The organism is Pseudomonas sp. FBCC-B35, assembly GCF_059133755.1.
In genome coordinates this window covers 4,099,573-4,112,017 of sequence record NZ_CP101439.1, presented here as the reverse complement: position 1 = coordinate 4,112,017, position 12,445 = coordinate 4,099,573, and the positions used below count along the sequence as shown (strand labels likewise).

Sequence of the window (12,445 nt, the reverse complement as noted above, 5' to 3'; positions counted from 1 at the left end):
CCGGGTCGTTAGCTCAGTTGGTAGAGCAGTTGGCTTTTAACCAATTGGTCGTAGGTTCGAATCCTACACGACCCACCATGTAAGAAGGGCATCTCGAATGAGATGCCCTTTTTCTTTTGTCTCGGTTTTTCAAAGCCCTGTGTTTTCCCGCAAATCCGCTATTCTGCCCTGTGTCTTTGGCAGTCTGGGGACCTATTGGCATGGGAGCCAACACATCAAGTGTCGTGGTCGTGGGTGGAGGCATCATGGGTGCTTCCATTGCGTGGCACCTTGCAAGGCTCGGTGCCCGGGTCACTGTTCTGGAGCAAGGGTCTCGCGCCGCCAGTGGCGTTACCCGTTGGTCATATGGCTGGGTAGGCACCGCCAGCGCCAGTGCATCGGACAACCCGGCGGCATTTTCCTCCACGTTGCAGGCTATTGCCGATTTCAAACGGCTGGCGCTTGACCTCGGGCCTTTGCCGATTGCCGCCCGTGGCGCCATGGTGTGGTTGGAAAACGATGCACAAACGTCCGCCCTCATCAATCAGCAACGTTCTGCCGGCGTAAACCTTCAACCCCTGAATGCCCAGCAGATAAGCGCCCTTGAGCCTTGCATGATCACGCCACCGGCCCTGGCGGCGTGGGCGCCGGACGATTTTGCCGTGGAGCCCGTTGCCTTGGCGAAGATGCTGTTGAGCGGCGCTGAGCAGGCCGGGGCAGAGATTCTCTACGGCCGGCGGGTCGATGGCATAGACACGCACAACGGACGCGTGACGGCCGCCAGGTGCGCAGCGCAAACCTACGCCGCCGATACCGTGGTGCTGGCCAATGCCGGTGCCGCTATCGGCCTTGCAGCGGGTGTCGGTCTGCCCTTGCCCTTGCTTACCCGGCCTGCCGTACTGATGCGCTTCGCGGCGCCTGCCGGTGTAGTGCGACACCTGGTCTACGGTAATGGTTTGGAGTTACGCCCGGCATTGGAAGGGGGCGTGGCCTGCGCCGAAGAAGCGCCCGCCGAGGGTGAGGCAGGGTTGCCAGCCTTGGTCGAGCTTACGACCAAGGCCATCCGGCAGATGTTCATCGGCGCCACGGCGCTTTCGCTGCGCGCGGTCAGTATCGGGCACCGACCGATGACCCCGGAAGGCAAGCCTGTGATGGGTTACCTTCCTGGTGTCGAGGGGTTGTATACCTTGGTGGCACACCCTGGGATCGTGCTTGCGCCCCACCTCGGCCGTCTGGCAGCCGAGGAAATCGTACGAACGCGAAGCTAGCCGGGCGCCTGCGAACGCACCCGGTCAGCAGCCAGGTCAGTGCAACTTCAGCCTTGGTTCGGTGCCGCGGCCAATCTTGCTGCCCAGCATCATCAGGGCCGTGCGGAAGAATCCGTACAACGCCATCTGGTGCATGCGATACAGCGACACGTAGAACATCCTTGCCAGCCAGCCTTCGAGCTTCACATTGCCCATCAAGTTACCCATCAGGTTACCCACTGCCGAGAATCGCGAGAGCGACACCAGCGAGCCATAATCCTTGTACTGGTAGGTCGGCAGCGGCTTGTTCTCCAGGCGTGCCTTGATGCTCTGTGCCAGCATTGAAGCCTGCTGGTGAGCTGCCTGCGCCCGGGGCGGCACGTTGCGATCGCTGTCTGGCTGCGGGCAGGCGGCGCAGTCACCGAAGGCGAAAATATCGTCATCACGGGTGGTTTGCAGGGTGGAACGCACGACCAGTTGGTTGATGCGGTTGGTCTCCAGGCCATCGATCTCCTTCAAGAAGCCCGGCGCCCGGATGCCCGCTGCCCAGACCTTCAGGCTGGCCTGGATCACTTCGCCGTCCTTGGTCTTGAGACCTTCAGCCGTCACTTCGCTGACAGCCGCGTTGGTCATTACTTTCACCCCAAGCTTCTCAAGGGTCTGATGCACGGGCACGCTGATGCGCTCCGGCAGTGCCGGCAGCACGCGTGGGCCCGCCTCGATCAGGGTGATGTGCATGTCCTTGGGTTGGATGCGATCCAGGCCGTAGGCCGCCAGCTCATGCGCCGCGTGGTGCAGCTCGGCAGCCAGCTCCACGCCCGTGGCACCCGCACCGACGATGGCCACGCTGATCTTTTCGCTGGCCACATCGCCTGCATGGGCGCGCAGGTAATGGTTAAGCAGTTGCTGATGAAAGCGCTCTGCCTGTTTGCGCGTGTCCAGGAACAGGCAATGCTGCGCCGCACCCAAGGTGCCAAAGTCGTTGGTGTTGGACCCGACGGCGATGACCAGGGTGTCGTAGGCAAGGGTGCGCGCGGGCAGCAACTCGCGACCATCTTCATCCAGCGTGGCAGCCAGCTGGATCCGCTTGCTCTCACGCTCCAGGCCACTCATGCGCCCCAGTTGGAAGTTGAAGTGGTTCCACTTGGCTTGCGCTACGTAGTTCAGTTCGTCTTCGGAGGAGTTCAACGAGCCGGCGGCCACTTCGTGCAGCAGCGGTTTCCAGATATGGGTGAGGTTGGTGTCCACCAGGGTGATGTCAGCTTGCTTGCGCTTGCCCAGGGTCTTGCCCAGGCGGGTCGCCAGTTCCAGGCCGCCGGCGCCGCCGCCGACAATCACGATGCGATGAGTCATGGGAATATCTCATAAGGTTTACGGAATTCTTGGCCCAACGGGCCGGTCGCACGGGGCATGAGGGGAGGGCGAGCGCAAGGCAGCTCATAGCTCCGGTCCACTCAACAGGTGCCTGACCCAAGACGACGGGGGTAGCGAGGTACTCGACACAGCGTCCCAAGGGCTTGCAGGTCATCATCGACACTGGCTGACACACAGGGTTCAGGCGATGGGTCATGCTGGGCCTCTAGGCATAGACGTTCGCGCATCGGCAAACGCTACAGCGCTCGCGCACGCGGCTGTGACAAATGATAATCCTTTCTATCGGCGCCGCCGAGTGTACGTCATCGCAAGCGATCACTGCATAGGATCAAAGACTGATCCCCACATCGAAGACGATGCTGCGTCCCAGGTTACCGCGTAGGAAATCCGGCGCATCTGGGTGGGCGAACAACACCCGGGCAAAGGTTGGCCCGACCAGCGACAGTGAGCGCCAGCCCTGGCGCAAGTACTCGGTGGGCGGCGGGAAGTGGGTGTTGAGGTCCAGCACCTCGCGTTTGAGACTGGCGAAGGCAATGATGTCCAGCTCGTTCAGGTCTAACCCGCGTTCACGGTAGTTGTGCGCTTTCTTGCGCAGGGTGGGCGCCAGCCTGCCCAGCAACTCGGTCGCACTGATGCGGCGAGGGCGTGCTTCGCGTCGCACCAGTTGCGCCAGTGAAAAGGCGCTGCGCCTGCGTTGCAGCTCTTCTCGCCATTCATCGTTAAGTCGGCGACCCTCGTCCAGCACGAAGAACACCTCGAAGGCCGCATCGCGGAACAGTACGTCAGGCGGCTCCTGGCCGGCGGGCGTGAAGTCGTCGTTGCGATAGGCGATATTCAAGCCTTGGAGCAGGCGCTGGCAGACCCAACGCTCGCGCTCCCATTTGCGGGCATTGGACAAGAAGGCGTTGGCTTGTTCGGCCTGGATGGTAAGCAGGCGCAGGTAATCGGAGTCATCCATGAAGCAAGCTTAGCTGTAATTTGATGACGATCAGGAGTTGATCGCGCCTTGAATCAATGAATTACCTGCCCTTTGGGCCAAAAGCACGCTGATGGCAATCCGTGTAGACTCGCATTTATCCATGCATTCATTGAGGTTATTCCTACATGATCAGCGCGCAGGTGCTGTCGGCAACAACGCTGACCGTTGGCTGGCTAGGCTACGTGCCACTGCTCGCGTGGGCCGCCAGTCAAGCCCGCTGGGTCGAGCTGGTCACGGACCGGCGGCGCCAGCACTTGCTGTTCGGCACTGTGGTTGGGTTGTTCGCGCTGTGGTTGGTTCGGCGCGATTTCGACACGGGCGTGTCCTACCACTTCATCGGCATGACCGCCGTCACCCTGCTGCTGGACTGGCCGCTGGCGGTACTGGGTGGCTTTATGGCGCAGCTGGGCCTGCTACTGCTCGGGCGTCAGGAGTTGGCTGGGTTAGGGGTCAACGGTCTGCTGCTGGTCGGCCTGCCGGTCCTGGTCACCGAAGCCTGTGCCATCGCGGTGGAACGAGCGCAGCCGCGAAATCTTTTCGTGTACATCTTTTGCTCAGGGTTTTTCCCGGCGGCACTGACGGTGGCCGTGTGCCTCACCGCCGCGCTGGGGCTGCTCTGGCTCGATGGCCTGTTCGCCATGCCAGAGTGGCTAAGTGATTTTGTGGGCTACCTGTGGCTGATGATGTTTCCCGAAGCGTTCATCAACGGAACCGTGATCAGCGCACTGGTGGTCTTTTGCCCTGAATGGCTGGAGACGTTCAACCGCACTCGATACCTGCAGGCTCCCTGGAAAGAAGGGGGTGACTGAAAGCCATGCCCCCCTGCACAGCGTCTACGGGGTGTGTTTCTCCAAAGAATCAGTGACGAGGCTCTAGATCCCCCGAATACAATTCGTCTTCCGAGTCCTCGGCCCCGGGAATCTTGTGCTCCTCGGACGCCCAGGCGCCCAGGTCGATCAGTTTGCAACGGTCGGAGCAGAACGGCCGGAAGGTGTTCTTATCGTTCCATTCCACAGGTGCGCCGCAGGTCGGGCAATCGACGGTCAATGGCTGGCTCATGGCTGGCCTCCTCGTAAAGTCAGGTAAAAGTTGTGCAATCGGTCGATCTGCGCATGCAAATGGCCCAGGTCGCCGTCATTGACCACCACGTCATCGGCATGGTGCAGGCGTTCTTCACGCGGCAGCTGGGCCTGAAGAATGGCCTGCACCTGTTCGGCGCTGGTGTGGTCGCGGGCAAGGGTGCGTGCTACCTGCAGTGTTTGCGGTACGTCGATGACCAGTACGCGCTGAGTTTTTCGATACTGCCCCGACTCGATCAGCAGGGGCGAGACATACACCGCATAGGGCGATTGCCCTTTGGCCAGGTAACTGAAAATCTCCTGGCCGATCAGCGGGTGCAGCAATTGCTCCAGCCATTTGCGCTGCGCCGGGTCGGTGAAGATCAACTGGCGCAGCGCGGCACGGTCAAGCTGCCCATCGGCCTGCAGCACGGCGGGGCCGAAGTGCTCGACGATGCTCGCCAGAGCCGGGCGTCCGGGCTCGACCACCCAGCGCGCCGCCTGGTCGGCATCGACCAGGTGCACGCCAAGCTCGACAAAGCGCTCGGCTGCGGCGCTCTTGCCGCTGCCGATGCCGCCGGTAAGGCCCAGAATCCAGGGTGTTGTGGCCGCTGTGGTCATTGGGATCCAAGCAGTTGCATGTAGGAGGGGGATATTTCATCATCCCAGAGCACGGCAATCCACCCTGCAATGGCCAGATAAGGCCCAAAGGGCATTGCCGCCCCCATGGCATGCCGACGCAACGCGATCAGGCACAGCCCTATGAATGCGCCTGCTACCGAAGACAGCAAAAGGGTTAGCGGCAATGCCTGCCAGCCACCCCAGGCACCGATGAGCGCCATCAACTTGAAGTCACCGTACCCAAGGCCTTCCTTGCCGGTCAGCAGCTTGAATGTCCAGTAGACGGCCCACAGGCTCAGATACCCCAGCACGGCACCCCACAGCGCATCGCCAAGTGGCGCGAACCCATCGCCAGCATTGACGATCAGCCCCAGCCACACTGCCGGCAGCACCAGTACGTCGGGCAACAGCTGGTGATCCGCATCGATCAGGCTCAGCGTCAGCAGGCACCAGGTCAGCAGCAGCGCGTAGAGCGCTTGCTCCGACGGGCCGAAGCGCCAGGCAATCGCCACCGACAACACCGTACAGGCCACCTCGACCAACGGATAGCGCATGCTGATTTGGCCCTTGCACCCCCGGCAACGGCCATTGAGTGCCAGGTAACTGAGCACAGGGATGTTCTGCCACGCACGGATGACGTGCTTGCACAGAGGGCAATGCGAGCCGGGCAACCATAGATCGAACCGCGCAGACGTACTCAAAGGTAACTTCAGCACCTCTTGCGCAGTGCGTCGCCATTGCCGCTTGAGCATGATCGGCAAACGATACGCCACGACATTGATGAAGCTGCCTGCCAGCAGACCGAGCAGCGCGGCCCAGGCGATGAAGTGCGCAGGTTCCATGCCCTGCAGTGTCCATACCGTCATATCAGATCAGGCTACCCAGTTGGAAAATCGGCAGATACATCGCCACCACCAGTCCACCGACCAGCACCCCCATCACCAGCACGATGGCCGGCTCCAGCAGACTGGCCAGCTGGTCCAAAGCCTGGCTGACCTGGTCCTCATAGTGGCTCGCAGCCTTGTCCAACATCTGGTCCAAGGTCCCGCTGGCCTCGCCGATCGCCGTCATTTGCACCAGCAAGGGAGGAAACACGCGTTCCTCGGCCATCGCCTGATTGAGCGCCCGACCGTTTTCCATTGCCTGCCGCAACCGCATCACCGCCTGCTCGTGAAGCTCACTACCGCACGCGCTGGCCACTGTGCCCAGCGCGTCCAGCAACGGTACCCCAGCCGCATAACTGGTCGCCAGGCTGCGGGCGAACCGTGCCAGCGCGGCCTGCCCCAATAGCGCCCCGAACACCGGCATTCTCAGCAGTTGCTGTGCGCACCATAGGCGTGTTGGTGCATGCTGGCGATACCGCTGGCGCCCACCGACGCCCAGCAGCACCCCCACAAGCGCCATCCAGGGCGCCAACTGCCCGAACCCCGCAGACAGGTCTATCACCCACTGGGTGAGGGCGGGCAATGCCGTACCCATGCCAGCGAACATCGATTCGAACTGCGGAATCACCTCCAGCAACAGGATGGTCGAAACCCCCAACCCTGTGAGCAACAGCAGGATGGGATAGGCCATCGCCTTTCGTACTTTCTTCTCAAGCGTACGCCGCTGCTCCAGCATGCACGCCAACTGTTCGAGCTGCCGATCCAGCGTCCCCGACTGCTCACCTACCCGCACCAGATTGCAGTACAACCCATCGAACCAGTGAGGATGGCGCTGCAAGGCATCCGCCAGCCCCAACCCTGCGCCCAAGTCTTTTTTCAGCGCCAGCAGCACCGCCGCTTGCCCTTCGGGGCAGCCGCTACGGCTCATCACCTCGAACGCCTGCAACAAAGGCACCCCCGCTCGCAGCAAGGTCGCCAGCTGCCGACTGAAGCCCGCAGTGTCCGGCCGGGCCTGCCAACGCGGCCAGCTCAGTACCAGCCCACCCGCTGGCCGTACCCGCGCCACCGTGATGCCCTGGCGAATCAGCGCAGCCCGTACATAGGCCGGGCTGCGCCCCGTGGTCTTGCCGCTGACGTGCGCGCCGCTGGCGTCCGTCCCCTGCCAGGTGTAGAGATGCGTAGATGACGTCATTCACATGTCCTTTTCGTCCCTGCGACAAGCCTGGAAACAGCTTGCCCCGTCCCTGGAAAGGCGCGCCTTTCCGATGGTCACTAGAGTAGTGCAGCGAGGGCAAAGCCCAAGCGGGCAGGGGTGACAAAAGGTGTCTGTTCAGGCCTACTGCGCCGCTGCCGGTCGAGGCAAGCCTGACCTCACTGAGTCTGCGTATCGAAAAGGAAATTGTTCATGAAAGGGCAACGCGGCATCACCCTGATCGAACTGATGATCGTCGTCGCGATCATCGGCATTCTGGCGACCATCGCCTTACCGATGTACACCAACCACCAAGCCCGCTCCAAGGCCGCCGCCGGCCTGCTGGAAATCAGCGCCCTGAAAACCGCGATGGACCTGCGCCTGAACGAAGGCCGCGACATCACCGACGTCGCCAGCCTCGGCGGCCAGCCCAGCACCGCCCACTGCGCGATCACCGCCACCGGCAAGGCCACAGATGCCAGCGGCCGTATCGTCTGCACCCTGGTCGACGCCCCCGCGACCGTGTTGGGCAAGGCCCTGACCCTGACCCGCTCAGCGACCGGTTGGGCCTGCACCACCGACATCGAAACCGACCTCGCACCCAAAGGCTGCGCCGCGCCGTGAGGGTGGCGGAATAAATGAGCGGAAACAGGGGTTTGCGTAACGGGTGTAGCAGTGGTACGTTGCGCTACACGCCGGTGTAGCTCAGTCGGTAGAGCAGCGCACTCGTAACGCGAAGGTCGCAGGTTCGATTCCTGTCTCCGGCACCACATCCAGCTCCACTGCATTCCGCTGAATGCTTCGGAAGCCCTCTAAACCGGCCTTCTGGCCGGTTTTTCGTTCCCACGACCCTCCGTCGGGAACCAACAAAATCCCCAATAAACGGGGGTGTTTTTGGGGTACAGCGTCTTTCCTGAATGGAGAACGTACCCCTATGCCACGCCTAGCCATTCCGCTCAGCGACCTAAAATGCTGTACGGCCAAACCGCGTGATCGTGCATACAAACTGTTCGACGACGGGCGTATCTACCTATAAGTCGCGCCCAGTGGCTTGAAGACTTGGCGGCTGCGGTATTTCAAACCCAGCGGCAAGGAGGGCACGCTGATCGCTGCAAGATGCCAGCCCCGCGAAAACTTGGCGCTCACGTCCAACAACCGTTCTTCTGTTCCGCACCAGTATCACTTGGCCTATAGCGATGTCTCGCTAGCTGGCATCAATAGGAGCCCGCCTCATGCGGGTTTTTCTGTTGTGCGTAGCTCCCAAACCGCCAAGTCGTGCCCTAGTCCAAAATCCGCGTTACTCGTAGGAATCGTCTCGTTAGCTGCTTGAGGCCTCATTTGCCCCTTCTTAGCTGTTAGGTTCTCTCGATCCTACAATTCGCAAGGGACTCTAAATGCGCGTCAGTCTGGATGGGCTTGGCCAAGCAGTAGATGGTGATATGACCACCACAGGTGCGATTTGCATCGCCACCGGGGAAGATTACCTCGACAAGGGGCGAATGGTCCTGAGGCTGGGGGATCCCACCACACCTTGTCCACTGTGCGGGCTGGAAGGAAAGGTCGTCGAAGGGGTTTGGCACTTCATCTCGGATGGCCAGCCAGTCGCGATGGATGGGGCGTTAGTTGATTGCGGTTGCCCAGAGGGTAGCAACCGGGTGGTGGCGCCTTTAGGGGAGATGCCCCCGCCGCGGCTACCGGTTGCCGTACGCATTAGCGTCGAGCCCGCTGGCCCTGGGAGCTCTAGCGCTTTAGCAGGGGCCTCGCCCGCCAGGGTTGGCGGATTGCCTGGGCAAATGCAGCCGGGATTCTATGTGGTGCCCCGGAGCATGTCGTTCCCGCAGATTCTGTTGGAGCTGGCTAGACATGATCCGACCTTGCCCATTTCGTACCTTCAACGCCTGAACCCGACTTTCGAGCAGGGGTTCAAGGCAGGGGAAATCTTCGTCATCGGCGATCCGGATAACGGTTATGCCTGCACCCAGGAGGAGGGCCAACTCATGGCAGCCGCTGAGCACGCGCGACGTTCCTTGGCTGTACTCGATTTTGCCGAGTCAGATTTCATGATGGAGTATCAGGCTGAAATTGCCGGACTGCTTAGTGACGCCAGTCTCGCCATGGGTGTGGGTAAGGACATGATGGATCACGGCCTTCGGCAGCTTCGCAGCACACTTGGCAATATCGAGCGTTTGCATCAGCAAGAATTTCTGCGCCATGGCCATCTGAATAGCCCATCGTTCTTCGCCGAGCGACGACTGTTATTGGAGCAGCTAAATGGTCAGCTGAAGGCGACTTTTCTTAATAAACATCTGAATCTTGGGGCTTACGAGAAGCTGAAGAAAAGCTTGAATATTTCCACCAGGAGCCTTGTGCATCATTGGTCGAAAGCCGGTGGGCCAGGGCATATTCCTGGATACGCCACATACTTGGACAAAGTGGCAAAACTTAGTAAGTACCTCAGGTATGGTGGGTATGTCGGAATTGGCTTAGGTGGGACATCGTCCTATCTGAAAGTCCAGGAGGCCTGCCGTGCAGGGGAAACAAAGGCCTGCAAAAAAATTCGTTTGTCTGAGGCAGGAGCTTTCACTGGGGGGCTAGTGGGAGGCACCGCGGGTGGCAAGATTGCTGGGATCACTGCGCTCTCTGTATGTGGGGTGTTCTCTGCGGGTACCGCGGGTCTCGGAGCTCCAGTGTGTGGCATTGCGCTGGTCGGGGGAGGGTCTTTAGCTGGGAGCATCGCCGGTGCGCAGGGCGGTGAGCAAGTGGGCGAGCTGATCTACGAATCACATTATGACTGAGTTCGAGAATTGGCCCGTGTGGCTGAAGTGGATAATGCTGGCATGTCCGTTCGTGATCTCGTCGGCCGGTTGTGCAATCAGTGCATTCATCGCGGGTACAAGACATTTCACTGTTGCAACCTCGGCTATCCAAAGTAATCCCGGCCTGGAACAGATGAAACTGTTTTTGGGCACGCGGCGCTTTCGCGCTCGGTGGCTGCTGATAACATTTCTTTGTGGAATACTCATTTGGCCTGGCATACACATGCGCAGGGGGCATCTGGACATTGAAGAATTCGAAAACTTTCCTGCAAAAATTAAGTTGGCTCTACAAATATCCTCGTGGCTGACGGCCTTCGGCTTCGCTTGGATGTGGGTGACCTACGCATTCATCAAGGCATGAACGTTGATGCCACGGCGGTCGTCGCTCTCGCGCAATGCGATTTTTAACCTCCGCCTAAGCAGGCATCACCGTACCAATCACTTAAAAGTCCAATCTCGTCCTAACACCACCTCACAAAACGCCCCCTCAAGCGTCGCATTATGATGCGCAACAATCTGCTCAGCCCGCATCTGCGCTGTATCCGTACAACTGTGTCCATCCGCAACCAGCACCGCTTCGAACCCGAGATCCCGAGCAGCCCTGCAGGTACTGTCCACACAGTACTGAGTCTTCATACCGCCAATCACCACCCCAGTCACCCCGAGTGCCCGCAAATCCTCAGCGAGCGCCGTCCGTGTAAACGCATTGGGCCGGTGCTTCTCGAACACCACCTCGCCACCCGCAAGCCTCAGTTCCGGCGCAAGTTGCGTCAACACACTGTCAGGCGCAATCGGCGAGCCAGCGGGGCCTACATGACGGGCGAGAAAGATCGGCGCGCCAGCATTGCGCGCCTTGTCCATCAGTTGATTGACGGTTGCCAACAATGCTTCGCAACGCCAGGGCTTTTCCTGGCCATGCACCAACCCAACTTGAACATCCAGAATCAATAGCGCGTACATTCGTGCGTTTCCTTGCATGAGGCCATTGAGGCAAGGGCACAAAAAAGGCCCTGTCCATCGCTGGCGGGCCTTTGAAGTCTGTTCGCTATCTGCTCACGACACCTCGCACGCTCCGCCATGGGCGGTCGTGGTGGTGGTTGCGGTGGTCGAATGGTAGATGATCATTGCCCGACACTAGCAACACGGCGCTGCGCTGACAAGCGTGGTCGGATTCAACATCACTGCCCCATGAGATCCTTGCCACGGCCATCGATCATTATCGGATAACCCAGTCTTCGCTCCGCAGTCCAGGTACTCGCTCAAACTCACGACGGTTATTAGTGACAATAATCAGACCTTGTGAGCGAGCGTGACCAGCGATCATTTGATCGAAAGGGCCAATAGGCGTGCCCAAACGTGCCAATTCAGCACGGAGCTGTTCAGTGTGGGCGGCAGCGTTTCTATCATATGTAAGAACTTCCAAGCGCGCTGCCAGGTCTTCAACCGCTGCTAGATTACGCTCGGGATTCGAGGATTTCTCAGCACCATAAATCAACTCCAAAGTGACGGTGCTTATGCACATCTAGTCATGATGCCGCTTGAAGGCATCGCGTACTTAGATAGGACGGTTTTTGATAGTGAAAATACATATAGTTGTGTCGAGCATGAATTTGAGCATCAAAAACGCTCGCGCTCTTGACCAGCCGGCTGATCACGCTCTGTCATGAAATCTTCTGTAGGGGCTAAGTCGTCGAACCAGCTATCCCATGCTTCCCCGGCAGGTGTGATGATGCGTATGCGCCCAATCGCGACGACGTCAACGCGCTTGACGTCTTCCGAAAATGCTGCAGCTTTGGGCAGTCTTATAGCTTGGCTACGATTACTCAAAAAAACGGCACCTTGTTCCATACTTACCTCCAGAACATGGGGGAAGAAGTCATATGGGATGATAACGTGAGTAAGGGACATGGCAATGGGATATGGCAGATACTTACCCATCATTCCCAAGCGTCGAAGGATCAACCACCGCTCACGGCCTATCCTCGCTCGCGTTTTACACAGCACAAGTTCTGATCATACTGCGCCCCGTCGCAGCGCACCGGTTCAGTTCCGTGGGAGGTACGCACCGTACCCTGGCACAGCGCTGAGCCTAGTGCTCGGCGGGGTAGCATGCCGCGCCGTGGGCGCTTCAAGCCATCCGAGCTCCATCAGGAGCCGGATGGCTTACCCGTATTCAGCATGTGCTGGCGTTGGCCTGCATGCACTCGACGGTGCGTCCCGGCTCTGAACCGTTCCATCCATTGCCTGCCAGCGCAACGCGGCTTTACAACACTGACCTGACGTTCAAAATGGCGG

13 protein-coding genes, 2 tRNA genes and 1 pseudogene are annotated in these 12,445 nt (G+C 59.8%); 7 read left to right on the top strand and 9 right to left on the bottom strand.

Annotated elements, in window-relative coordinates:
• The first annotated feature begins 2 nt into the window (after positions 1-2).
• A tRNA-Lys gene (locus NMB38_RS18690) sits at positions 3-78 on the top strand.
• A 167-nt stretch (positions 79-245) separates the two neighbouring features.
• On the top strand, positions 246-1,247 hold the full coding sequence (locus tag NMB38_RS18685; RefSeq protein ID WP_049695404.1) for an NAD(P)/FAD-dependent oxidoreductase: 1,002 nt from the start codon (positions 246-248) through the stop codon (positions 1,245-1,247).
• A 36-nt stretch (positions 1,248-1,283) separates the two neighbouring features.
• Here NMB38_RS18685 and NMB38_RS18680 read toward each other — a convergent pair whose 3' ends face one another.
• Complete coding sequence (locus NMB38_RS18680) at positions 1,284-2,579, bottom strand: NAD(P)/FAD-dependent oxidoreductase (protein WP_049695405.1); 1,296 nt, start codon at positions 2,577-2,579, stop codon at positions 1,284-1,286.
• A 349-nt stretch (positions 2,580-2,928) separates the two neighbouring features.
• On the bottom strand, positions 2,929-3,558 hold the full coding sequence (locus NMB38_RS18675) for a DUF1780 domain-containing protein (protein ID WP_023533234.1): 630 nt from the start codon (positions 3,556-3,558) through the stop codon (positions 2,929-2,931).
• Positions 3,559-3,704: 146 nt separating this feature from the next.
• Between NMB38_RS18675 and NMB38_RS18670 the strand changes: the two genes are divergently transcribed.
• Positions 3,705-4,388 carry an energy-coupling factor ABC transporter permease gene (locus NMB38_RS18670; protein WP_027915704.1) on the top strand — a complete coding sequence of 228 codons (684 nt, stop codon included), beginning with the start codon at positions 3,705-3,707 and terminating at the stop codon, positions 4,386-4,388.
• Between the two features lie 49 nt (positions 4,389-4,437).
• Here the strand turns inward: NMB38_RS18670 and yacG are convergent, their stop codons facing one another.
• The 4 genes from yacG to NMB38_RS18650 are packed head-to-tail and all read right to left on the bottom strand — an operon-like array spanning position 4,438 to position 7,334.
• The gene (gene yacG / locus NMB38_RS18665) at positions 4,438-4,638 is read right to left on the bottom strand and encodes a DNA gyrase inhibitor YacG (protein ID WP_027915705.1); all 201 of its coding nucleotides are present in this window, start codon (positions 4,636-4,638) and stop codon (positions 4,438-4,440) included.
• Positions 4,635-5,258 (bottom strand): dephospho-CoA kinase, encoded by a 624-nt coding sequence (gene coaE, locus NMB38_RS18660; RefSeq protein ID WP_027915706.1) that lies wholly within the window; start codon positions 5,256-5,258, stop codon positions 4,635-4,637. Before coaE ends, yacG begins: the two co-directional genes overlap by 4 nt.
• Positions 5,255-6,124, bottom strand: coding sequence for a prepilin peptidase (locus NMB38_RS18655; RefSeq protein ID WP_049695406.1), 870 nt, complete (start codon positions 6,122-6,124; stop codon positions 5,255-5,257). The genes coaE and NMB38_RS18655 overlap by 4 nt, the downstream gene beginning before the upstream one ends.
• 1 nt (position 6,125) lies before the next feature.
• Positions 6,126-7,334, bottom strand: a complete 1,209-nt coding sequence (locus tag NMB38_RS18650) for a type II secretion system F family protein (RefSeq protein WP_104926547.1) — start codon at positions 7,332-7,334, stop codon at positions 6,126-6,128.
• Between the two features lie 213 nt (positions 7,335-7,547).
• On the opposite strand from NMB38_RS18650, the gene NMB38_RS18645 reads away from it, so the two are divergent.
• From NMB38_RS18645 to NMB38_RS18630, 4 genes are all read left to right on the top strand, one after another.
• Positions 7,548-7,958: a pilin gene (locus tag NMB38_RS18645; RefSeq protein WP_404666350.1), complete on the top strand. Its 411-nt coding sequence runs from the start codon at positions 7,548-7,550 to the stop codon at positions 7,956-7,958.
• Positions 7,959-8,028: 70 nt separating this feature from the next.
• Positions 8,029-8,104 (top strand) — tRNA-Thr (locus tag NMB38_RS18640).
• Positions 8,105-8,728: 624 nt separating this feature from the next.
• Complete coding sequence (locus NMB38_RS18635) at positions 8,729-10,129, top strand: PAAR domain-containing protein (protein WP_404666349.1); 1,401 nt, start codon at positions 8,729-8,731, stop codon at positions 10,127-10,129.
• On the top strand, positions 10,122-10,511 hold the full coding sequence (locus NMB38_RS18630; RefSeq protein WP_028688067.1) for a hypothetical protein: 390 nt from the start codon (positions 10,122-10,124) through the stop codon (positions 10,509-10,511). Before NMB38_RS18635 ends, NMB38_RS18630 begins: the two co-directional genes overlap by 8 nt.
• A 77-nt stretch (positions 10,512-10,588) precedes the next feature.
• On the opposite strand, the gene NMB38_RS18625 is transcribed toward NMB38_RS18630, so the two are convergent.
• The 3 genes and pseudogenes from NMB38_RS18625 to vapB form a co-directional block, all read right to left on the bottom strand.
• Positions 10,589-11,110 carry a cysteine hydrolase family protein gene (locus NMB38_RS18625; protein WP_104926545.1) on the bottom strand — a complete coding sequence of 174 codons (522 nt, stop codon included), beginning with the start codon at positions 11,108-11,110 and terminating at the stop codon, positions 10,589-10,591.
• A gap of 256 nt (positions 11,111-11,366) precedes the next feature.
• Positions 11,367-11,768: pseudogene (vapC, locus tag NMB38_RS18620) on the bottom strand (type II toxin-antitoxin system tRNA(fMet)-specific endonuclease VapC).
• On the bottom strand, positions 11,768-11,998 hold the full coding sequence (gene vapB / locus NMB38_RS18615; protein WP_181074035.1) for a type II toxin-antitoxin system VapB family antitoxin: 231 nt from the start codon (positions 11,996-11,998) through the stop codon (positions 11,768-11,770). The pseudogene vapC and the gene vapB overlap by 1 nt, the downstream one beginning before the upstream one ends.
• Positions 11,999-12,445 lie beyond the last annotated feature (447 nt).

Excerpts from the sequence above, each read along its gene's own strand:
- NMB38_RS18685 (WP_049695404.1), top strand. The coding sequence starts at position 246 with ATGGGTGCTTCCATTGCGTGGCACCTTGCAAGGCTCGGTGCCCGGGTC.
- NMB38_RS18680 (WP_049695405.1), bottom strand. The coding sequence starts at position 2,579 with ATGACTCATCGCATCGTGATTGTCGGCGGCGGCGCCGGCGGCCTGGAA.
- NMB38_RS18675 (WP_023533234.1), bottom strand. The coding sequence starts at position 3,558 with ATGGATGACTCCGATTACCTGCGCCTGCTTACCATCCAGGCCGAACAA.
- NMB38_RS18670 (WP_027915704.1), top strand. The coding sequence starts at position 3,705 with ATGATCAGCGCGCAGGTGCTGTCGGCAACAACGCTGACCGTTGGCTGG.
- yacG (WP_027915705.1), bottom strand. The coding sequence starts at position 4,638 with ATGAGCCAGCCATTGACCGTCGATTGCCCGACCTGCGGCGCACCTGTG.
- coaE (WP_027915706.1), bottom strand. The coding sequence starts at position 5,258 with ATGACCACAGCGGCCACAACACCCTGGATTCTGGGCCTTACCGGCGGC.
- NMB38_RS18655 (WP_049695406.1), bottom strand. The coding sequence starts at position 6,124 with ATGACGGTATGGACACTGCAGGGCATGGAACCTGCGCACTTCATCGCC.
- NMB38_RS18650 (WP_104926547.1), bottom strand. The coding sequence starts at position 7,334 with ATGACGTCATCTACGCATCTCTACACCTGGCAGGGGACGGACGCCAGC.
- NMB38_RS18645 (WP_404666350.1), top strand. The coding sequence starts at position 7,548 with ATGAAAGGGCAACGCGGCATCACCCTGATCGAACTGATGATCGTCGTC.
- NMB38_RS18635 (WP_404666349.1), top strand. The coding sequence starts at position 8,729 with ATGCGCGTCAGTCTGGATGGGCTTGGCCAAGCAGTAGATGGTGATATG.
- NMB38_RS18630 (WP_028688067.1), top strand. The coding sequence starts at position 10,122 with ATGACTGAGTTCGAGAATTGGCCCGTGTGGCTGAAGTGGATAATGCTG.
- NMB38_RS18625 (WP_104926545.1), bottom strand. The coding sequence starts at position 11,110 with ATGTACGCGCTATTGATTCTGGATGTTCAAGTTGGGTTGGTGCATGGC.
- vapB (WP_181074035.1), bottom strand. The coding sequence starts at position 11,998 with ATGGAACAAGGTGCCGTTTTTTTGAGTAATCGTAGCCAAGCTATAAGA.